The sequence below is a fragment of the Shinella sp. G-2 genome (assembly GCF_050172695.1).
Lineage (GTDB): Bacteria > Pseudomonadota > Alphaproteobacteria > Rhizobiales > Rhizobiaceae > Shinella.
This window is the reverse complement of the sequence record NZ_JBBEYH010000004.1, coordinates 272508-292365: the sequence shown is the minus strand read 5'-3', so window position 1 is coordinate 292365 and position 19858 is coordinate 272508. Positions and strand designations below refer to the sequence as shown.

Here is a 19858-nt window from a genome sequence, read left to right as displayed (position 1 = left end):
TCTTGAAAACCGGCCGGCGGTGCCGGCCGGTTCAGTGGAGATTACTTGATGGCGTCCCAGGCCTTCTGGACACCGTCGGCCACGTCGGCCGCGGACTTGCCGCCGACGAAGTCGACCATGCCCGTCCAGAACGCGCCCGCACCGATCTTGCCCGGCATCAGGTCCGAACCGTCGAAGCGGAAGGTCGTGGAGTTCAACAGAATCTCGCCCTGCTTCTTCATCGGCGCATTGGCGTAGGCATCCTTGTTGGCGCTCTTGTAGGGCGTCAGGAAGCTCGTCTGCGCCATCCAGACCTCATGGGCGATCGGCGTCTTGAGGAACTCGATGAAGGCGCGCGCGGCCGGCGTGTCCTTGGTGATCATGGCGAGCGTGCCGGCGCCGAGCACGGGATTGCCGAGTTCCGGCTTGCTGGCATAGGGCGGCATGTAGAAGAAGTCCGCATCCTCGCCGACAACCGTGCCTTCCGGGAAGAAGGACGGGATGAACGAGGCCTGATGGTGCAGGTAGCACTTCGGCGGCGAGGCGAAGAGGCCCTTCGGGCTGTCGCGGAAGTCGGTGGAGGCAACGGCCGCCGCGCCGCCATCGACGAACGTGTCGTTCTTGGCGAACCAGCCGAACTCGTCCAGCGCGCCGACCACGGCCGGGTCGGTGAAGGGGATCTCGTTCTTCACCCACTTGTCGTAGGTTTCCGGCGACGCGGTGCGCAGCATCAGGTCTTCGACCCAGTCGGTCGCCGGCCAACCGGTGGCGCCGCCCGAACCGAGACCGATGCACCAGGGCGTGCCGCCGTCGGCGACGATCTTTTCCGTCAGCGCCTTCAGGTCTTCCATGGTCTTCGGCACTTCGTAACCGGCGTCCTCGAAGTTTTCGGGCACGTACCAGACGAGCGACTTCACGTCGATCTTGTAGGGGAAGGCATAGAGCGCGGCATTGCCGTCCTTGCCCTTGTAGGTCGAAAGATCGACCCAGGACTGGCCGGCGGCATAGTTGTCGAGCAACCACTGCCTGGTCTCGTCGCCGAGCGGCGTGAGGTACCCCTTGGAGGCAAGGTCGGCGATCAGGCCGGGCTGCGGCAGGATGGCGACGTCAGGCGGGCTACCGGCCTGCGTGTCGATGACGATCTGCTGCTCGTAGTTTTCAGAGGAGGAATACTTGATCTCGACGCCCGTCGCCTCGCTGAAATAGGCATAGACGATCTTGAACAGCGCCTCGTCCTCGCCGCGCCAGGGGCCGAAAATGGTCAGCGTCTGGCCCTTCAGGTCATGACCCTTCTTGAAGTCCTCGAAGCTCTGCCAGTTGAACTTGGAATCCTCACCGGGCTTGAACTTCAAATCGGCAGCAGCAGCGCCACCCGCCATGAAAAGAGCGAGCGCGGCCGTCATCAGCAATGTCTTTTTCACGTGATTTGCCTCCCATGGCAGACCCGCCCTCTCCCGGAGCAGGCAGTCTCTAAAATAGCCCAAAATTCAAAGCGCTTTGGATTTCCTTTCATCCCATTTCCCCCGCGCCTTCGTCAAGACCCTCCAAATCATTTGGGCGCAAAACGCCGTTTCTGACGCAGTGCAGCGTAGTTTTGCGGCGCAAAATGATCAAATCCTGCTTTTCCTCCATGATTTGCTGATGTTAGATGCCAAAACGCTTTGGAACCAAAATCAGGGAACAGGGACCAATCATCCAAAGCGCTTTTAGAAATTCAAGAAAGCTAAGCATGTGAATCTCAAGCAGTTATCGCAATTGCTGGGCCTCTCGCAGACAACCGTCAGCAGGGCGCTGAACGGCTATCCGGAGGTCAATGCCGAGACGCGCCAGCGCGTGCTCGATGCCGTGCGGGAGACGGGCTACCGTCCCAACCGCGCCGCCCAGCGCCTTGCCACCGGCAGGGCGGGCTCCATCGGTCTCGTCATGCCGACCGCCGACGGCATCGACTCCGACGTGCATTTCGGCGAGTTCCTGGCGGGTCTTGGCGACGAGGCCGTCAAACACGACTTCCATTTCGTCATCAATCCGAGCCACCCGGAAGACGAGGCGGCGACCTGCCGCCGGCTGGTGGCGAGCGGCAATGTGGATGCGCTGTTCCTGGCCTATATGCGCGAGAAGGATCCGCGCATCGCCATGATGAAATCGCTGAAGATGCCCTTCGTCGTGCATGGCCGCTCGATCGGCGTGCCGACGGATTATCCCTTCGTGGATATCGACAATACCGGCGCCTTCTACGATGCTGCGCGCCTGCTGGCGCAGCTCGGCCACCGGCAGTTCGCCCTCCTCAACGGCCCGGAAAACCTTGCCTTCGCGATCCGCCGCAAGAAGGGCACCGTGCGCGCGCTTGCCGAACACGGGCTCGAACTGCGCGAGGAATGCGTCCAGCATTCGCAGATGACGGACGAGCACGGGTTCCGCGCGATGCAGCGCTTCCTCCAGCTCGAAACGCCGCCGACGGCGGTGCTGTGTTCGAGCACCGTGCTGGCGCTCGGCGCGGTGCGGGCGATCAGCCAGGCGGGATTGAAACTCGGCGCGGATATTTCGCTCATCGCCCATGACGACGTGCTGCCGATGCTGAAGCCGGAGAATTTCATGGTGCCGCTGACGACGACCCGGTCGTCGCTGCGCGCCGCGGGCCAGCGCATCGCCCGCCGGCTCATCGCCGGCATCCTCGAGCTGGAAACCCTGCCGCAGCAGGAGCTCTGGAAGACCGATCTTATCGTGCGCGCCTCGACGGGGCCGGCGCCGGGAAAATGAGAAAGCGCCCGTGGGGCGCTTGCTGCACTGGCCGCCCTGGACGAAGGCGGATGGCCGGATCAAGCCCGGCCATGACGATCGGGAGGGCGGCGAAGCGCTACCGCGCTCAGAACTTCGGCGGCGTGCGACCGGCCTTGCGGTAGGCGGCGATGACGGTGTTGGCCATCAGCATGGCGATGGTCATCGGGCCGACGCCGCCCGGAACCGGCGTGATGACGCCGGCGACCTTTGCGCATTCCTCGAAGGCGACATCGCCGACGAGGCGCGACTTGCCTTCGGCCGTGGTGATGCGGTTGATGCCGACATCGATGACGGTCGCGCCGGGTTTCACCCAGTCGGCCTTCACCATTTCCGCGCGGCCGACGGCAGCCACGAGAATATCGGCGTTGCGGCAGACGTCCGCGAGATCCTTGGTGCGCGAATGGGCGGTCGTCACCGTCGCATTGGCGGCGAGCAGCAGGGCCGACATCGGCTTGCCGAAGAGGTTGGACCGGCCGATCACCACGGCATTGAGACCGGAAAGGTCGTTGCCATGGGTGCGGCGCACGAAGACCATGGCGCCCGCCGGCGTGCAGGAAACGAGGCCGCCGTCGAGATCGCCCGTCGCGACCTTGCCGGCATTGACGACATGCAGGCCGTCGACGTCCTTCTCCGGCTTGATCGACTGGATGATCGGATCGGAATCGAGATGCTTGGGCAGCGGAAGCTGGACGAGGATGCCGTGGATGCTGTCATCGCCATTCAGCGTCTCGACGAGGCGGGCGAGTTCTTCCTGCGTCGTCTCCTCGGGCAGCGTGTGCTGGATGGAGGTGAAGCCGCATTCCTTCGACATACGGCTCTTGGCGCCGACATAGGCGTGGCTCGCCGGATCATCGCCGACGATGACGACGGCAAGGCCGGGCTTGACGCCCGCGTCCTTTTCCAGGGCTGTCGTGGCCGACTTCACGGCCTCAATCACGGAAGCGGCAACCTGCTTCCCATCGATAACAGTGGTCACATTTCTCTCCCTGAATGCATGGCGTCACTCTAGCGGCCTGCCCGGACGGCGAATGGCCTTTTAACGCCCTATGCTGTCCAAAACACATAATTTCAAGCGGCGATGGCCAAAGCCCGCCCTCCTTGGCCGAAAGACCCCGGATTTTTTCAACCGGAGACGACGGGCTGGGGTGGGGAAAATCATGGAGAAAGTGCCGTTTTCCAGCCGCTTGAACCGCATGGTTAGCGAAGGATGAAAATCGCGCCTCGGCTTTTCCGGAAATCCTTAAACGGCCTTTCAGCCGGACTTGCTAGAGAAAGACGAAGAAGTCGCAAAGGAAGGAATGCGCATGGCCTTCGTGTCAGGCAACATCATCGCCTCGCAACGGGATATTCTCGGCCTGCCGGTCTGCGACCTCGGCTGGGCCGATACCTTCGCCTTTGTCGAGGAGGTGGCGACGATGCCTTTCGGACAGAGCGTCATCGCCTTCCTGACCGCACAGAACGGCAACCGGATGATGCGGGATGCGGACTATCGCGCCGTGCTGGAACGCCAGATCGTGCTGCCCGACGGCGAGGGCATCGACCTTGCCTCCCGGCTGTTCCATGGCCGGTCGTTTCCGGCAAATCTCAGCGGCACGGCCTTCGTGCCGGCGCTTCTGACCTATCTCACCCGCCCCATGCGCGTGGCGCTGATCGGCGGCGAAGAGTCGATGCTGATCGCGGCGGCCGAGGCGCTGCGCCGGCACGCGCCCTGGCACGAGATCGTGCCGATCGCCGATGGCGCCTTCGATCCCGCCCAATCCGATTCAGTCATGGAGCGCGTGCGCGCGGCGAAGGTGGATATCCTTCTCGTCTCGATGGGCAGCCCCGCGCAGGAAAAGTGGATCGACCGCCATGTCGGCCCGGGTCATGCGCGGCTGGTGCTCAGCGTCGGCGGCCTCTTCGAGGCGCTGGTGGACGAGACCTACCGTGTGCCGCTCGGCGTGCGCAAGCGCCGCTTCGACGGGCTTCGCCGGTTCCTGTTCAGCGAGCCTGGCCTGGCCAATGTGCGCTTCCTCTATCATGTGCTGCGTCACAAGCTCTCCGGCCGGCGTCCCCTGCCCGTGCTCGCCGCAACGGCAAAGGCCGGCGCGCGCTAGAGTTTGTCAGGGAAAAGTGGGAACCGGTTTTCCCGAAGAGACAAACGAAAACAAAAGAATTCAGAGCATGTCCGGTTCAATCTGAACCTGACATGCTCTAGCGGCCGGCCTCTCCAAAATCCCTGTCGAGACGCGGGCCTCAGTGCCCGCCGCTCTTTTCCGCCGGCTGTTCGACGACCGGGACGTCGCCCTTCAGCAGCGTCACGCCCTTCTTCTGCGGCGGCTCCTCCACCGAAGCGGTGGTCAGATAGTCGATCTGCTCGACATAGACCTCGTCGATGACCTCCGCGCCGAAGCGGCGGTTCAGCCCTTCCTTGATGATGCCGCGGAAGGCTTCCAGATCGAAGCTGCCGGCATTCGCCACGTCGATCATCTTCTTGCCGACCAGCAGCGTATAGAGTTCGTCGGTGATGACCTGCGGAACCGGCACGACCTGCTTGGCCGCCAGCTCCTTGTTCGCCTTGTAGGCGAGCTTGGTCAGGAGATAGCCGTTGACGCCGCCCTCGCCGATGACGGGAACGGTCGTCGTATAGCCGCTGACAAATTCCATCGCCGCCTCGCGCTCGGCGGCGGCGGTATCGACCTTGGGGGCCGAGGCCATCTTCAGCGAGAAATAGACCGAGGCGAGCGTGATCGCGAGGACCCAGACGCCGGTGCCGATGATCTTGATCATGTACCGTAACCCAGGCGGAACTGCTCCTGCGAATAGGTGCCGTCCGCTTCGAGATCCTGCACGGCATTCTTCAGGATGGTGACGACCTCGCGCACGGCTTCCAGATGGGCCGAGACGCGCTGCGCATTGGTGGCGAGCTTGTCACGCACGCGGCCGAGCTGCGAGGAGAACGTCGGCGGAACCTCTTCCGGCCGCACGTCGCGGGTCAGCATCGCCAGCTCATAGAGGCAGCGGCTCTTGTGGGCATTCGAGGTCGGCAGGTCGAAATCCGGATCGCTGCCGATATTGTCGTTCTCGTTGTCGATGATCGTCTCGAGCCGGCCGAGGACGGTGCGGATCCGCAGTTCGTTGTTAGCCTGTTCCATGTGTCGGGTCTCCGCTTATGCCTTGTTCTTGTCTTCTTTGATGCCGGGGGTGAGGTCCGCGAAGGCCTCACGCTGCAGCGACTGCACCATGCCGGCGGCGACCCGGTCGACATCCTTGTCCTTCGGATTGAGCGTCACGCCGCTCTTGGCCGCGAGACTTTCGGCAATGCCGATGCCGCCGCCCTTGGCGAGCGCTTCGCCGAGCTGGTCGGCCATCATGCCCCGCCACATCTCGCCGGCCGTGCCCTTGCCGTAGATGTCCTCGTTCTCGGTGGGCATCATCGACTTCACGAAATTCTGCAGCACCATGGTCTCGAATTTGCGCAGGTACTCCGGAATGGCCTTCGCGCCCACGGCCTTGACGCCGCTGTCGGCAGCGCCCGTGGTGGCCGTGTCACGGTTGAGAATGCTGACGGCGGCCTGGAAGCCGGCGCCCGCTTCGGCAAGGCTGTTGGCCTCGAAGGCAGCGCGGTTCGATTTCAGCTTGGCTTGCGCTTCCTGAACCTGGCTCGGGTCGGCGGCGCGCACGACATCGAGCACCAGATCGCTGGGGGGAGAAATTGCCACGTCTCAGAGCCTTTCAGGTGATCCTCAACAGCCGGACCCGTCCTCATGGCGGTCGCCGGCCTCATGACCTTCCGGACACCCGGTCCACCCGCGCCCATCAGGGCCGCATCGGCAAACCTCGTCATCGTCCTGAAGCGACTATCGCTGCTCAACCTTACGGGAGGCTGGTGGCGGATGACGAAGCCGTGACGGCGGCGGCGGCGAAATCCATTTTGACGCAAGCTTGATTAGGTCAGGGAAAATCGCTTTTTCTTCCAATACCTTGGTGAAAACGATTATTCGCTGCGCGCCTTGTAGGCGATATGCTGGTCGATCAGGTCGTAGATCGAATCGTCCGCGGCCTCGCGTTCCTCGGCGCTGCGGGCTTCCTTCATGCGCTCTTCCATGCGGTCGCCCTTGGTGCGTTCGCGCACCACGCGCATCTCGTGCATCTGCTGCACGTTGGCCAGCATCTGCTCCTGCTGCTGCAGGCGGCTGTACTGGCCGGAATAGTGGTGGGAGAAGCTGCGGTGCACGGGTTCGAGCGAATTGATCGCCTCGACGACGACCTCCATCGTCTCGTTCACTTCCTGCCGCTGGCGGGTGGTGTTGGCGAGATCGATCTCGGCCATCTTTTCCAGATGGCGCTGCACGGTGACGAGACGCTTCAGCTTGTCCGAGCGGTTCTGCGCCATGCTACTCTCCCCGGAAGACCGGCTGGAAGCCGGCGGCGAAGATTTCAAGCAACGAGGAAATGCCGAAATAGAGCAGGATCATGCCGCCCATGATGATGAAGGGCAGCGAAATGAAGTAGATCGGGATCTGCGGCGCGAGCTTGTTGATGAGGCCGATGGTGACGTTGAACACCAGGCCATAGAGAATGAAGGGGCTGGCGAGCCGCAGCATGATCATGAAGGTCTGGCTCAGCGTATCCGTCAGCGTGATCAGCGCGCTCTGCGGATTGAAGCCCGCCCCGAGCGGCATGACATTGTAGGATTCCACCAGCGCCCGCATGACGATGTGGTGGAAATCCAGCATGAACAGCACCATCAGCGCGGCGAAGGACAGCAGGTTCGTCAGCTGGTTTTCGGCCGTGTCTTCAAGCACGTCAGGCGTCGGCGGCGCATTGAAACCCATCATCATCGTCAGCACCGTGCCGGCGAACTGCAGGCCGAGCACGTAGTAGCGCGCGATGAGGCCGATGACCGCACCGGTCAGCGTCTCGAAGGTGATGAGCACGAGATAGTCGTCGAGCGAGCCGGTGGCGCGCGGATAGATCGTGTCCCACATCAGCGGCAGGATCGCCATGGAGATCGCCACCGCCAGGAACAGGCGGATCTGCATGGACAGGCGCGCGGATGAAAAGCCCGGCAGCAGCATGAAGCACCCGCCGACACGGCAGAAGGCGGCGAACAGCGCCAGCACCGTGCCCTGCGGGTCCGTGATCATGAAATGGAGCCGAGAATCTTGATCTCGATGCCCTTGGCAAGCTCGACATGCGAGAGAACCGGCAATGTGGCGAAGAGACGCTCGATGATCATGCGCACATAAGAGCGCGATTCGGGCGAGGTGACCAACACAAACGGCGTACCGCGGTCGAGAAACTCGCGGATAACGCGGGTCGCCTGTTCGGAAAACTCTTCGAGCTGACGCGGATCGATGTCGAACTCGACGATTTCGCCCTTGGAGTCGCGCTTGAGGGCCTGGTGGAACACCATGTCCCACTTGTTGCCGAGGCGCAGCACCGGCAGCACGCCGTTGTCCGTCAGGTCGCCGCAGATCTGCTGCGCCATGCGGATGCGCACATGCTCGACGATCTGCTCGGTCTTGCGCACATGAGGGGCCAGTTCCGCGACCGCTTCGAGAATGAGGTGCAGGTTGCGGATGGAGACGCGCTCGGCCAGCAGCAGCTTGAGAACCGCCTGAAGGCCGGAATAGGACATGTGCGAGGAGCAGATCTCGTCCGCGAGCTTGCGGTATTCCGGATCGAGGCGCTCGATCAGCACCTTCACGTCCTTGTAGGACAGAAGCTGCGGCAGGTTGTTGCGGATGACTTCGGACAGATGCGTCAGAACCACCGAGACGTTGTCGATCGGGTGGAAGCCCTCGCGCCGCAGGTCGTCGGCGAAGGTTTCGAGAATCGAGACGGCCGGCATGCCGAAGGCGGGTTCGCGGATATCGTCCCCCGGCACGCTTGGCTTGCGGCCGCCGCCGGTGACGACGAGCACTTCGCCGACACGCACGATGTTGGAGGCGATCGTCGTGCCGTGAATGCGGATCTGGTAGGACTTGTCCGGGATGGTGATGTCGTCGGAAACCTTGATTTCCGGCACCACGAAACCGTACTGGCCGGCGAATTTCTTGCGCATCTTGCCGACGCGGAAGGCCAGTTCCTGATGGGCGCCGAGAAGGCGCGTCGAGACCTGTTTGCCGAGCAGAAGCTCGATTTCGGCGGTCTTGAGCACGGACTTGACCGAGTCCTTTTCCTGCTCGCGCGAGGCCTGGACCTGCTGGGCTTCCTGCTCGCGCTTGACGCGGTTTTCCTCGGCGATGCGGCGCGGGATGATCCAGGCGCCGAAGGCCATGAGACCGCCAAGCGTCATGAAGGGGAGGAAGGGCAGGCCCGGCATGATCGCCAGCACCACCATCAGGCCGGCGGCGACGAAGAGCGCGCGCGGATAGCCGGAGAGCTGGTTGACGACGGCCTGGTCGGTGGAGCCGGCCGTGCCGCCGCGCGAGACGATGAGGCCGGCGGCGAGCGAGACGATGAGGGCCGGGATCTGCGAGACGAGACCGTCGCCGACCGAGAGCTTGACGAAGACGTCGGCCGCCTCGCCCAGCTCCATGCCGTGGCGGAAGTAGCCGATGATGATGCCGCCGAAGACGTTGATGGCGGTGATGATGAGGCCGGCGATGGCATCGCCGCGCACGAATTTCGACGCACCGTCCATCGAACCGAAGAAGGAGCTTTCCTCTTCCAGTTCGCGGCGGCGCAGCTGCGCCTGCTTCTCGTCGATGAGGCCGGCGGAAAGGTCGGCGTCGATCGACATCTGCTTGCCGGGGATGGCGTCGAGGGTGAAACGCGCGCCGACTTCGGCAATACGCGTCGCACCCTTGGTGATGACGATGAAGTTCACCACGACCAGGATCATGAAGACGATGATACCGATGACGAAGTCGCCGGACATGACGAGGCTGGCAAAGCCCGCGATCACCCCGCCGGCCGCATCGTGCCCCTCGTTGCCGTGCGAGAGGATGACGCGCGTCGTCGCAATGTTGAGCGCGAGGCGCACCATGGTCGCGATGAGGAGGACGGTCGGGAAGGACGAGAAATCGAGCGGGCGCTGGATCCACAGCGCGACCATCAGGATAAGGACCGAGAAGGCGATCGAGAAGGCGAGGCCGATGTCGATCATGAAGGCCGGGATCGGCAGGAAAAGGATCGACAGGATCGTCAGGATGCCGACGGCGAACGCGATATCGCGCCCGCTGGGGCTGACCTTCGGAAGGTTGATTGCCGGTACTTGCGCCATCTGAATGCGTCCCGTCTCGTCATGAGAGGCAGCGACGCGTCACACGCATCGCCCATTTCATCCGATGGGGTACAGAACGAAGCTTGCGCGAGGGTGAGCTAGAGCACTTCCGGTTCACCGGAAATGCTCTAGCTTTTTGTTCTTACCGCATTATCCAACGCCGAAGCGATCCCGCTTCGGCTGGAAATGCTCTAGAAACCCGTCTCTATGCGGGAGAACACCAGATTGGTGAAGATCGAGATCTGGGCGCCGATGAAGGGGGCCGAGATGGCGATCGTGACGAAGATCACGAGGATCTTGGGCACGAAGGTGAGGGTCATTTCCTGCACCTGGGTGAGGGCCTGCACGAAAGCGATGGCGACGCCCACGAGCATGGCGGCAAGAACGGCCGGGCCGGAGGCCACGACGACCGTCCAGATGGCTGCCTGCGCTATGTCGAGGGCGTCTGCCTCATTCACGGAATAGGTTCACTTCACGGTTACGCCGGGACCGATGACGAGCTTCTTGCCCGAATCAAGCGTGGCGACGATACCGTCGTTATATAGCGTCACTTCCTTGACGATGCCAGAAACCTTGCCGTCGTCGCTGGTGACCGTGCGGCCGATGACGGAGTTGGCTTCCTGCAGCGAGGTGCGCTGAAGCAGGCTTTCCAGGTTCTTGTTCGTCTTGATGGTCTGCTCGACCTGCGAGAAGGTCGCGAGCTGCGCCATCTGCTGGGTCGCGTCCATCGGTTCGGTCGGATCCTGGTTCTTCATCTGCGCCACGAGCAGCTTCAGGAAGCTCTCGTAGTTCAGCGTCGCGTTCTTGGTGTCCTTGGTCGAATCGGCGCCCGAGACGGAGGGCGTGTAACCGGAGGACGTCGCGGAGCCGACAGTGTCTACCATGGTGCAATCTCCCTGCGGATCTGTTCGATCGTGGCCGGCGCCAGTTCCTGGCTGTTGAGGATGCGATCCTCGATCGGGTAGAGGCCGCGGATGGCCTTCAGGGCCTCGAAGGCGCGGCCCTGCGTTACGAGCGCGTCGACGCGCTTCAGCTCGGCCAGCACTTCCTCGTTCTTGAAGCAGGACAGGAGCATGATGACCGACTTGCGGAACATGGCGATCGACTGCTCGGCGCCTTCCGGGTTGATCAGCGACATCTGCGCGATGAAATAGAGCTGACGGAGCGGCGTGGTGGCCTGTTCCGGCTGCAGGACGTGGTTTTCCAGAAGGAAGGTCACGTCGTTGAGGAATTCGATCGCCACCTTGCGGTCGACCCGCAGGACTGCGCCGTTGACGAAAATGCGCTCACCGGACTTCAGCGATATACGCAGCGTACTTTTCATTGGATGCCATCCTTGATGATGGTGGTGATGTCGATGATGCCCTGGAAATTCGTGGATTCGCGTTTGCGGATCTTTTCGATCTCCTTGAGGATCCAGATGGCGATCGAGATGAGATTGGCGCGCAGCTCCTCCTGGAGCTGGTTTTCCGGATTGCCGAGATCCTCGATGAAGCGGATCCAGACACGACGGGTGAAATAGACGGCTTCCACCGTCGCCTTGCCGTAGCCGTCCTCGCTGGTCATCGCCGCTTTCAGCAGCGCGATCGACCGCTCGAGGACCTGCCGTTCCCGATCCTTCGAGACGGCAACGCCCTCCTCCATGATCTCGGCATATGAAAACTGGTACATTCAGACATCCTTCATGTGTGTCCGTACCCTCTGGTTCATCAGAGGTAATTCAGCAGACTGAGATTCTGGATCCTCGAAGTCAGCGTGTAGGCGAGCGAGAGTTGCGATTCGAGCGTGGTCACGCGCGTGGCCGCCTCGTAGGTATCGATCCCCTCCATATCCTTGATGCTGTTGCTCAGGATGGTGATCTGGGCATTGAGCGAGGTGTTGGCCTGGGTCACGCGCGACTCGGAGATGCCGAGCTTGGACCGTTCGCCGTCGACGCCGGAAATCGCCTGGCCCATATAGTTGATCGCCGCGTCGCTGACCGTCTTGCGCGTCTGGTCGGTCAGACCGAGCGCGAGCAGTTCCTGGCCGAGCACGAGGCCGAGCGCCATGTGGCGCATGCCCCTGGCATTGGTGTTCGTCGAGCTCTGGACGGTTTCGGCCGCGCTGATGCGGCTCTGCATGTTCTCGTCCGAGGCATTCGACCAGTTCGTCTGCCAGTAGGTGTCGTCCATGAAGCTCGTTTCGAGACCGTCGATGAACGACTGCATGTCGGCCGAGTTGATGCCGGACACGGCCGGATCGGTCTGCGTGAAGCCGAAATGCCCCAGGAAGGCGGCATCGAACGCCAGCTTCGCATCCGAGGGTGGCGTCTCCTGGAAATAATCCTTGAACGGCGTCACGTCGGAATTGATGCCGGCGAAGAGATACTCGCCGCTGAAAGAGGTGTTGGCCGCGGCCGTGAAGGTCGAAAGCGCGTTGCCGAGGTTCTTCTGCGCCAGGCTCAGCTGGTCGGCGGAGGTGATGCCGGACAGCGCGACCAGCACGCCGAGCGCGTTGTTGCCCGCCTCGGACATCTGGCCGAGGGCCTCCTGCGAGGCGGAAAGCCGCTGCGTCGTCAGAGCATTGGTGCTCTTCAGCGATTCCATGCGCTGCAGGTCGCGATGAAGGTCGAGCGTGCGCGCCGTCTTGGCGCCAAGCGTCGCGCCGACATCCGCGTGGCGGCCGGTGACCGTCTCCTCCTGGAGCTGCGTCATCTCCTTCTGCGCCTTCGACACGGTCAGCCGCATGGCGTTTTGAAGAGACATGTTGGAAACGAAAGAAGCCTTCATGACTTAGCCCGCCGCTTGGAGAAGAGCCGCGATCATCTCATCGACCGCTGCCACGAGTTTTGCCGACGCCTTGTAGGACTGTTCGAGATCGAGAAGCAGCGCCAGCTCCTCGTCGAGGCTGACGGCGGTCACGTTCTGCAGGGCTTCCTGCGTGCGGCCGAGCAGCGCGTTCTTGTCGTCGCCCGCCGTGGTGGCGGCGCTGCGGATCTCTTCCAGCCAGCCGACCGAACCGGTGGCGAAGGCCAGGATCGTGCCTGTCGTGTCGATGGCCGCCGCCGGATCGTAGTTCACCGGCGTCTCGAAGGAGGCGGCATACCCGTTCAGGAGGTCCGAGAAGCTGGCATTGCTGCCGGTGTTGAAATTGGCGTTGATGCCGTCGCGCAGCAGCATGGCGCTGCCGCCCTGGTTGGTGATCGCGGCGGGGTTCACCTTGATGACGGTGGAAAGGCCCGGAACCAGCGCGTCGACGGTGAGGTCGTCGCCGACGGCGACGCCATTGCGCACGAAGAGGCCGTCCAGCCGGGTGCCGCCGACATTCTCGGAGAACATGTTGATGAGGCTGCGGGACATTTCGTCCAGCTGTGACTGGAAGGTCGGCGCGGTGTGGTCACGCAGCTGCAGCAAGGCGGGCAGCGAGCCGCGCGCGCTGGTATTGCCGCCAGCGCCGGCCTGCACCGGCACGCCGTCGATGAGGATCTGGTTGCCGTCGACGGTCGCCGTATAGGTCGTCGTCGGGGCGAAGGTCACGCTGCGCTGCACCGTCTCGAACAGCACCGTGCCGTCGCTGGTATAGAGCGCAAGGTCGTTGTTGGTGCGCGTCACCGTGGTGACGCCGATGATGCCGGAAATCTCGGTCAGCAGCTTGTCGCGCTGGTCGAGCGCGTCGTTGTCCACCGCACCGGCGGCCGTGCTCTGCTTGACCTTGTCATTGTAGGTGCGGAATTCGCCGAGCAGGCGGTTGAGTTCCACCACCGCCGTGTTGATGTCCGCATCGGCCTCGGCGCGCATCTTCTGCAGGGCGAGCGAGGTGCTGTTCAGCGAGTTGGCGACATCGACGGCGTCGGACACGACCGTCTCGGCGAGCGAGACTTCGTTCGGCTTGTCGGCGAAGGTCTGGAGGTTGTCGCGCAGCTTGGCGAGATAGGTGGACGGGGCGAGTTCGTAGTCCTCGCCGCCGAGCATCATCTTCATCTGGGAGAGGCCGGCCAGGAGCGTGTCCTGCCCCGCCGCCTTGGAAATCGAGAGCAGGTTCTGCTTCAGCAGGGCCTCGTTCTGGGCCCGCTGCGTTTCGACCACGGTGGCACCCGAGGAGGCCGTGGCGAGGATCGCCGCGCGGCGGGCATAGGCCGGGTTGCTTGCATTGGCAATGTTCTTCGACGCGACGGCCGATTGCAGGCCCACGTTGGAGAAGCTGGACTGAGCAGTCTTCATTGCTGCTGAAAGCGACATCGGATCTACCTAACTCTCGAATGCACGCGCGGTTGAAGCCGCCTTATCTCTTCAGATTGACCAGGACTTCCATGAGCTCCGAGCCGGTCTGGAACACCTTCGAGTTCGCCGTGTAGTTACGCTGCGACTCGATCATGCTCGTCAGTTCCTCGGCGATATCGACGTTGGAATCCTCGAGCGCGCCGGAAAGGATGGTGCCGTAGCCGCCGTTGCCGGCATAACCCATGACGACCACACCCGAATCCGGGCTCTGCGCATAGACGTTGCCGGCGAGCGGACGCAGGTTGTCCGGGCTCTGCACGTTGGCCATCGCGATACGGTACTTCGGCGCCATGTCGCCGTTCTCGTATTTGAGGAAGACGATGCCGTCGTCGCTGATCTCGTAGCCGGTCACGCCGCTCGGACCGATGCCGTCGATGTCACCCTTGGCTGCGAAGGAGGCTGCGAGCTGCGTCGAGCCGCCCGTCCCGCCACCGATGGAAATCGCCAGCGGATTGAGCACGCCGCCGCCGATCGTCAGGCCGGACGTGTTGATGTCGCTCGGGGTGACGAGCTTGCCGGCCGTGTCGAACGTCAGCGACTCCTTCGTGGCCGCGGCGACCGAAGCCACGGGGGCCGAGGGCGAAGCGAGCATGTCGTGGATGACGCCGGCCGAGTCCGTGTAGGTGACACTCAGGTCCCAGAGGCCCGGCGTTGCCGTCGTCGAGTAGGTGAAGTCGAGCTTTCGGGTGTTGCCGAGGCTGTCATAGGCCACCAGCGAGGTCGCCTTCGAGAAGGGATGAGCCTCGTTCGACGGCAGGTTGACGTGCAGGTAGCCTTCTTCCGAAGCCTTCACGTTCAGCTCGCCCGAAGCAAGGTTGATTTCCTCGAGGCCGGCAAAGCCGTTGATGACGATCGTCGGATCCTCGGTCGAGGAATAGGGATAGCCCATCAGCGTGAAGCCGGCGGAGTTCTTCAGCGTGCCGTCATCCATCGGCGTGAAGGCGCCGGCGCGGGTCATGTATTCCTGGCCGTCTGCGCCCTGCACGATGAAGAAGCCCTTGCCGTTGATGGCAAGGTCCGTGGAGGAATTGGTGTAGGTGAAGGTGCCCTGCGAAGAAATCGAATAGCGCACGTCCGTCGTCACGCCGCCCGAATTGTAGGCGCCGCCGGTGGTGGGCAGGATCAGCGAGGAAAACTGGGTCGAGGCCTTCTTGTAGCCCGTCGTGTTCGCATTGGCGATGTTGTCGGCAACCGTGCTCAGGCGGTTGGCCTGGGCATTCATGCCGGAAACACCCGTTCTCATCGTACCGTAGAGGCTCATGTGGTTTCCCCGTTCATCTCGTCACGACGACCCTATGGGATGGGCCTTGCGTGAAGCTGGCTGCCGGGGTCCGCCTCCCCGCCAGCCAGCAATCAAATTTTCAGCTCTGCCAGTCGATGCAGTAGCCAAGGAAGCGCTTGGAATCGATCGGATCGAAACCGAGTTTCTTGCGCAGTTTCTTGCGGAGTTTGCTGATGTGGCTTTCCACGACGTTCTCCTCGACGTCCTCGTCGAAGATCCCGTAGATCGCGTTGAAGATCTGGGTCTTGGAAAGACGGCGGCCGCGGTTGGCGACCAAATATTCCAGGATGCGGCGCTCGCGGCGCGGCAGCGGGAAGACTTCGTCGGAAATTTCCGGATCGCGGCCGTCCGAGAAGACGCGGATCGGGCCGATGTCGGTGTAGTTGGCTAGCGCCTTCAGGCGACGCCGGATGGCCGCCGCACGGGCCAGGATTTCACGGGGATGCACCGGCTTGCGCACGACGTCGTCGACGCCGCTGTCGAAGAAAGCCAGGGTGGTTTCCAGGGAGGGCGTGTCGCTGACAGCGATCACGGGGGCCTGGGACCGGTCGCGGATCGCGCGCGGCAGCTCCATGGAGAGCTGGCCCTGGCCGATCAGGAACGCCTCGACCGCATCGATGTCCGAATCGGCGGCGGTGTTGACCCACTCGCCGAATTCCCGGGGGTCGAACCCCGTCGAGGGCACGCCCTCGCGACCAAAAAGAGAAGTATAGCCGTCTTTAACGAGCTCGCGCTCATCAACCACTACGATCATTCGTCCGCCTCCGAATCAGTGTGGTGCCTCGTTAAGGCAGTGGTACGAATCGGGCGAATCACCGGCAACTAGAGGAATTAATTGGCTGGATTTAACAGTTGATTAAGAATTGCGTGCCGATTTGGTCTACATATAGTGGCTAATCGGAATTTCCGCCACAATTTTCCGGTGGAAAAGTTAACAAAGGTTAACGCGCCGTCTTGGCATGCCAAAACTGGGCGCATTCCTGCCACATTACGGCACAGGTCCTCAGGTGGGTGAAAATTCAACTTTTAGTCGAATCACTGGCAGAACTGTTTCGCGTTCGGCGTCCAGCTTCCATAGCCCGTCGCCACCAGGTTCGCGATCACCCGGCAGACGTATCTTTTCTGCGCCGGGTCGTTGTTGGGACCGGCGTGATAGCGCGCGACGGCCATGGTCCAGGTCTCGTGCCGGGCATGAAGACGTGCCAGGAACGCCGCCGCATACTCGACGTTCTTGCGCGGGTCGAACATCTCGGCGGGTGACGCGAAGGCCTCGCCGTGGAAGTGGTGGTTGATCTGCATGCAGCCGAGGTCGATCAGCTTGGCGCCGCGCGCGCGGGCAGCCTCGAAGGTCTGCAGGGCTTCCTCCCGGTTTGCGCCGAAATAGGCCTTGCCTTCGATGTTCAGCGCATAGGGCTGCAGCGACCCCTTCCGGCCGGTCTCGGTGAGACCGACGGAATAGAGAATGCCGGCCGGGATATCGTATTTGGCGGCGGCGGCGAGGATTTCCCGTTCGCAGCTTCCAACGGCGGCAGAGGCGTCAGAGATAGACGCCGCCAGAGCGCACAGACTGACCGCCAGCGAGGCCAGAAGCGTTTTCCGACGTGTTGCCCTCATGAGACCTTCCTTCGCGTCCAAACGAGCCTGCGCCCTCACCATTGCCACGCCCGCTGCCATTGCCACCCTCGCGGGCCTGCTGCTGCGGGCTGGAGAACTGCTGCTGGGCCTGCTGGCCCTGCCCGTCGCCCTGCTGGCTTCCCGAGCTCCGGTCGGTCGGTGCGAGCTGCACACTGACCTGGTCAACGGCAAAGCCCTGCCCGCGCAGCGCCCGGACGATCGCGTCCTGGTCGTCCGTGAGCTGGCGATAGGCCTCGCCCGTCTCCACCTGCAGCGAGACGACGAGGTCGTCGCCCTGCAGGCGCAGCGTCGCCGTCACGAGGCCGAGCTCGATCGGGTGCATCTGGATCTTCAGCGTATTGACCACCTTGCCGGTCGCCGCGGCGTCCGCATGGGTCAGGCCACCGGTGGCGCTGAGCGAGGCGGCCCATTCCGGGTCCTGCGTGATCGCGGTCGTCACGGCGGCACCGTTGCCGGCCTGCGCGAGGCCGATGTAACGGCGGGCATCCACCACCGTCACCGCCTCGCCCTTGGGTCCGGTCGGATTGGCATCGCGGAAGGTCGCGCGCTCGCCGGTACCAGAAATGCTGATATCGAGATCGCGGCCCTTGCCGTCCGCCCGGATCAGGCGGAAGAGCTGGTCGGTCTCCGACTGCGGCAGGTCACCGGCCTCCACGGCATCGTCCTGCGATGCCTGTGCCGCATCGGCCTTGCCCGTCTGTCCGTCCGTCCTGGCGCCATTGCCCTCAGTCCGCAGGACGGCCTTGCCGCCCGGCTGCGCCTTCACATCCTGCATCATGCCCTGCAGCGCGGCGGCAGCCGCTGCTCCGGTCTGAGAGGTTGCAGCGGCCGATGCGACGACAGGAGCCGCCAGCAGCTCGAGGAGATTGCCGACATCGGTTTCGCCTGCGGCCGTCTTGTCCGTGTTGGCGCCTTCAGCGTCGTCAGCCTCATTCTTTTCCGGCTTGCCGACCTTTGCGGCAGCCTTGGCGCCATCGCGGCCTTCCGCATGGGTCTTGAGGGCGGGGCGCTCGGCGGCGTCGGCAAGCACGGCTGCCTTCTCGCCAGCCGGGACCTTCCCGCCGACGAGAGCCTTCTCGTCCTTCACGGTGTCGGCAGCGGCGCGCAGCGCTTCGGCGAGCGCAGGCATGTCACGAACGGCGGCTTTCGTCCGGCCTTCGGTCGCCTGGCTGGTTTCGGGTTCGGCATGCGCCGTGCCGGAGATCGAATGGCGCGCGCCCTTGCGGCCGCCGTCCCCATCCTTGGCGTGGAGATTGGCGATCGTTGTCGCGAAATCTCCCTTTTCGGACGTGCCGGCGGCCATGCCGTGCCCGGCCTTGCCCTTGGCCGGCGCCTGGCCCTGCACCAGACCCAAAACTCCGCTCGCGATGGTGCTCAACTGCCTTCTCCTTTCAAGAGCGCGTCGATCTCGTCGAGCTTGGACCGGCCACTCGACACGAAGGTGTCGAAGGCCGGGTCGATGCCCGCCTTTTCCTGCGGCTCCTGCTGTTCTTTCTTGCCCTGTTCCGGTTCGGCGGCAGCGACCGGCGTTTCCTCGCCGCGCGCCTGCGGGTCCATCGCCCGGTCCGCCATCTCGGCTTCGTTCAGCCCTTCATAGGAGGCGTTTTCCGCCTCCACCGGCTTGTCGGCCTTGTCCGTCGTCTGTTGCGCGGCGGAGGCCTGCGGCGTGCGCAGCACCTCTTCCGCCACCGCCCGGGCGGCCGCCTTCAGCGCCCGGTCCTTGGGCGAAAGCTGATCGTCCGGAATGGCGATGATCGTATCCATCGCCGCCGCAACATCGCTCGACGGCACGGAGGCAAGACCGGAATAGAGATCGGCCAGTGCCTTCGGCAGGCTTTCGCCCTCGCCGGCCAGCATCTGCGCCCGCTCGGCCGCGAGCACGGCGAGCTTGTTCTTGCCCGAGATCGCCGCGAGCCGTGCCATGCGCAGATAGACCTCGCGCTGGCGAGGCACATCCATGAAGGAGAGGATTTCCAGGATATCCTCTTCCTTGACGGAGCCGAAGTGATCGACGGCGAGCTTGACGAAAAGGTCGGCGAACTGGCTGGCATAGGGCGAACGCAGGTAGCGGCGCGCATAGCGGTTCGCATAGGTCATGCTCTTGTCGATCCAGCCGGATTCGCTGGCGATATAGATGGAGCGGCGCAGCGCCGCCTCCTCGACGATCGTGCCCGGCGCGACGAGGCGCGCCCAGTCGAAATAGCTGAGCGCCAGCTTGGGATCCTTGCGAATGACGGAATTGGCCGAGACCAGCGCCAGATAGGGACCGACCTTCGAGCGCTTGTATTCCGGGAAGATTTCCGCCAGCGACTTCACGCTCTGGGTGCCGCGTCCGCCGAGATATCCACGCAGGGCATCCGTGAGGCGGGAATCGAAATGGCCGGCAATATCCTTCTTGATGAGCAGTTCCAGCGTTTCGGGATTGCCGCCGCTCATGGCATAGACCAGCGCCGCATCCACATTGCGCGGATCGTCGAAGATCGCGGAATCGGCCGTGCGCAACCGCTCGTCGATGGTGGACAGCAGGAAGCGCTGCATCTCCATCGCGGAATGGTCGCCCAGCACCACCGTATCCTGCACGAACTGCAGCGAGCGGATCATCTTGTAGGGCGCGAGATCGTCCATGCTTTCGGCGCGCGCGGAAGCGGCGCCGGCAAGGACCGCGCAGAAGACCGTACCCGTCAGGAGGAGGCGCCGGAAGAAGCCCATCGT

The 19858-nt window shown here is 63.3% G+C and carries 21 protein-coding genes; 2 read left to right on the top strand and 19 right to left on the bottom strand.

The window, feature by feature from the left end; all coding sequences use genetic code 11:
* Positions 1 to 41 precede the first annotated feature (41 nt).
* Positions 42 to 1382 carry an ABC transporter substrate-binding protein gene (locus tag V8U06_RS10480; protein WP_427140615.1) on the bottom strand — a complete coding sequence of 447 codons (1341 nt, stop codon included), beginning with the start codon at positions 1380 to 1382 and terminating at the stop codon, positions 42 to 44.
* Between the two features lie 328 nt (positions 1383 to 1710).
* Between V8U06_RS10480 and V8U06_RS10475 the strand changes: the two genes are divergently transcribed.
* Positions 1711 to 2736 carry a substrate-binding domain-containing protein gene (locus V8U06_RS10475; RefSeq protein ID WP_226920394.1) on the top strand — a complete coding sequence of 342 codons (1026 nt, stop codon included), beginning with the start codon at positions 1711 to 1713 and terminating at the stop codon, positions 2734 to 2736.
* Positions 2737 to 2842: 106 nt separating this feature from the next.
* On the opposite strand, the gene folD is transcribed toward V8U06_RS10475, so the two are convergent.
* Positions 2843 to 3733, bottom strand: a complete 891-nt coding sequence (folD, locus tag V8U06_RS10470; RefSeq protein WP_427140565.1) for a bifunctional methylenetetrahydrofolate dehydrogenase/methenyltetrahydrofolate cyclohydrolase FolD — start codon at positions 3731 to 3733, stop codon at positions 2843 to 2845.
* Between the two features lie 328 nt (positions 3734 to 4061).
* On the opposite strand from folD, the gene V8U06_RS10465 reads away from it, so the two are divergent.
* Entirely contained in the window at positions 4062 to 4853 is a 792-nt protein-coding gene (locus V8U06_RS10465) for a WecB/TagA/CpsF family glycosyltransferase (RefSeq protein ID WP_427140564.1), read from the top strand.
* 139 nt (positions 4854 to 4992) lie between these two features.
* Here V8U06_RS10465 and V8U06_RS10460 read toward each other — a convergent pair whose 3' ends face one another.
* The 17 genes from V8U06_RS10460 to motC form a co-directional block, all read right to left on the bottom strand.
* Positions 4993 to 5526 carry a hypothetical protein gene (locus V8U06_RS10460; protein ID WP_427140563.1) on the bottom strand — a complete coding sequence of 178 codons (534 nt, stop codon included), beginning with the start codon at positions 5524 to 5526 and terminating at the stop codon, positions 4993 to 4995.
* Positions 5523 to 5891 carry a hypothetical protein gene (locus tag V8U06_RS10455; protein ID WP_226920398.1) on the bottom strand — a complete coding sequence of 123 codons (369 nt, stop codon included), beginning with the start codon at positions 5889 to 5891 and terminating at the stop codon, positions 5523 to 5525. Before V8U06_RS10455 ends, V8U06_RS10460 begins: the two co-directional genes overlap by 4 nt.
* 15 nt (positions 5892 to 5906) lie before the next feature.
* Entirely contained in the window at positions 5907 to 6458 is a 552-nt protein-coding gene (locus V8U06_RS10450; protein WP_427140562.1) for a rod-binding protein, read from the bottom strand.
* 275 nt (positions 6459 to 6733) lie between these two features.
* A complete protein-coding gene (locus tag V8U06_RS10445) occupies positions 6734 to 7132 on the bottom strand; it encodes a hypothetical protein (protein WP_226920400.1) in 399 nt (132 codons plus the stop codon).
* Between the two features lies 1 nt (position 7133).
* The gene (gene fliR / locus V8U06_RS10440; protein ID WP_427140561.1) at positions 7134 to 7886 is read right to left on the bottom strand and encodes a flagellar biosynthetic protein FliR; all 753 of its coding nucleotides are present in this window, start codon (positions 7884 to 7886) and stop codon (positions 7134 to 7136) included.
* Positions 7883 to 9970, bottom strand: coding sequence for a flagellar biosynthesis protein FlhA (gene flhA, locus V8U06_RS10435; RefSeq protein WP_427140560.1), 2088 nt, complete (start codon positions 9968 to 9970; stop codon positions 7883 to 7885). Before flhA ends, fliR begins: the two co-directional genes overlap by 4 nt.
* 191 nt (positions 9971 to 10161) lie before the next feature.
* A complete protein-coding gene (gene fliQ / locus V8U06_RS10430) occupies positions 10162 to 10428 on the bottom strand; it encodes a flagellar biosynthesis protein FliQ (RefSeq protein ID WP_226920403.1) in 267 nt (88 codons plus the stop codon).
* Positions 10429 to 10437: 9 nt separating this feature from the next.
* The gene (gene flgD / locus V8U06_RS10425) at positions 10438 to 10854 is read right to left on the bottom strand and encodes a flagellar hook assembly protein FlgD (protein ID WP_226920404.1); all 417 of its coding nucleotides are present in this window, start codon (positions 10852 to 10854) and stop codon (positions 10438 to 10440) included.
* Complete coding sequence (gene flbT / locus V8U06_RS10420; RefSeq protein ID WP_226920405.1) at positions 10848 to 11294, bottom strand: flagellar biosynthesis repressor FlbT; 447 nt, start codon at positions 11292 to 11294, stop codon at positions 10848 to 10850. The genes flgD and flbT overlap by 7 nt, the downstream gene beginning before the upstream one ends.
* A complete protein-coding gene (gene flaF, locus V8U06_RS10415) occupies positions 11291 to 11641 on the bottom strand; it encodes a flagellar biosynthesis regulator FlaF (protein ID WP_427140559.1) in 351 nt (116 codons plus the stop codon). The genes flbT and flaF overlap by 4 nt, the downstream gene beginning before the upstream one ends.
* 38 nt (positions 11642 to 11679) lie before the next feature.
* Entirely contained in the window at positions 11680 to 12738 is a 1059-nt protein-coding gene (locus tag V8U06_RS10410; RefSeq protein WP_427140558.1) for a flagellar hook-associated family protein, read from the bottom strand.
* Positions 12739 to 12741: 3 nt separating this feature from the next.
* The gene (flgK, locus tag V8U06_RS10405; protein WP_226920408.1) at positions 12742 to 14187 is read right to left on the bottom strand and encodes a flagellar hook-associated protein FlgK; all 1446 of its coding nucleotides are present in this window, start codon (positions 14185 to 14187) and stop codon (positions 12742 to 12744) included.
* Positions 14188 to 14230: 43 nt separating this feature from the next.
* Positions 14231 to 15490, bottom strand: a complete 1260-nt coding sequence (locus V8U06_RS10400; RefSeq protein WP_427140557.1) for a flagellar hook protein FlgE — start codon at positions 15488 to 15490, stop codon at positions 14231 to 14233.
* A gap of 100 nt (positions 15491 to 15590) precedes the next feature.
* Entirely contained in the window at positions 15591 to 16265 is a 675-nt protein-coding gene (gene rem / locus V8U06_RS10395) for a transcriptional activator Rem (protein ID WP_371826630.1), read from the bottom strand.
* Between the two features lie 281 nt (positions 16266 to 16546).
* Positions 16547 to 17125, bottom strand: a complete 579-nt coding sequence (locus V8U06_RS10390) for a transglycosylase SLT domain-containing protein (RefSeq protein WP_226920411.1) — start codon at positions 17123 to 17125, stop codon at positions 16547 to 16549.
* Positions 17049 to 18524: a flagellar hook-length control protein FliK gene (locus V8U06_RS10385; RefSeq protein WP_427140556.1), complete on the bottom strand. Its 1476-nt coding sequence runs from the start codon at positions 18522 to 18524 to the stop codon at positions 17049 to 17051. Before V8U06_RS10385 ends, V8U06_RS10390 begins: the two co-directional genes overlap by 77 nt.
* Positions 18521 to 19855: a chemotaxis protein MotC gene (gene motC / locus V8U06_RS10380; RefSeq protein WP_427140555.1), complete on the bottom strand. Its 1335-nt coding sequence runs from the start codon at positions 19853 to 19855 to the stop codon at positions 18521 to 18523. The genes V8U06_RS10385 and motC overlap by 4 nt, the downstream gene beginning before the upstream one ends.
* Positions 19856 to 19858 lie beyond the last annotated feature (3 nt).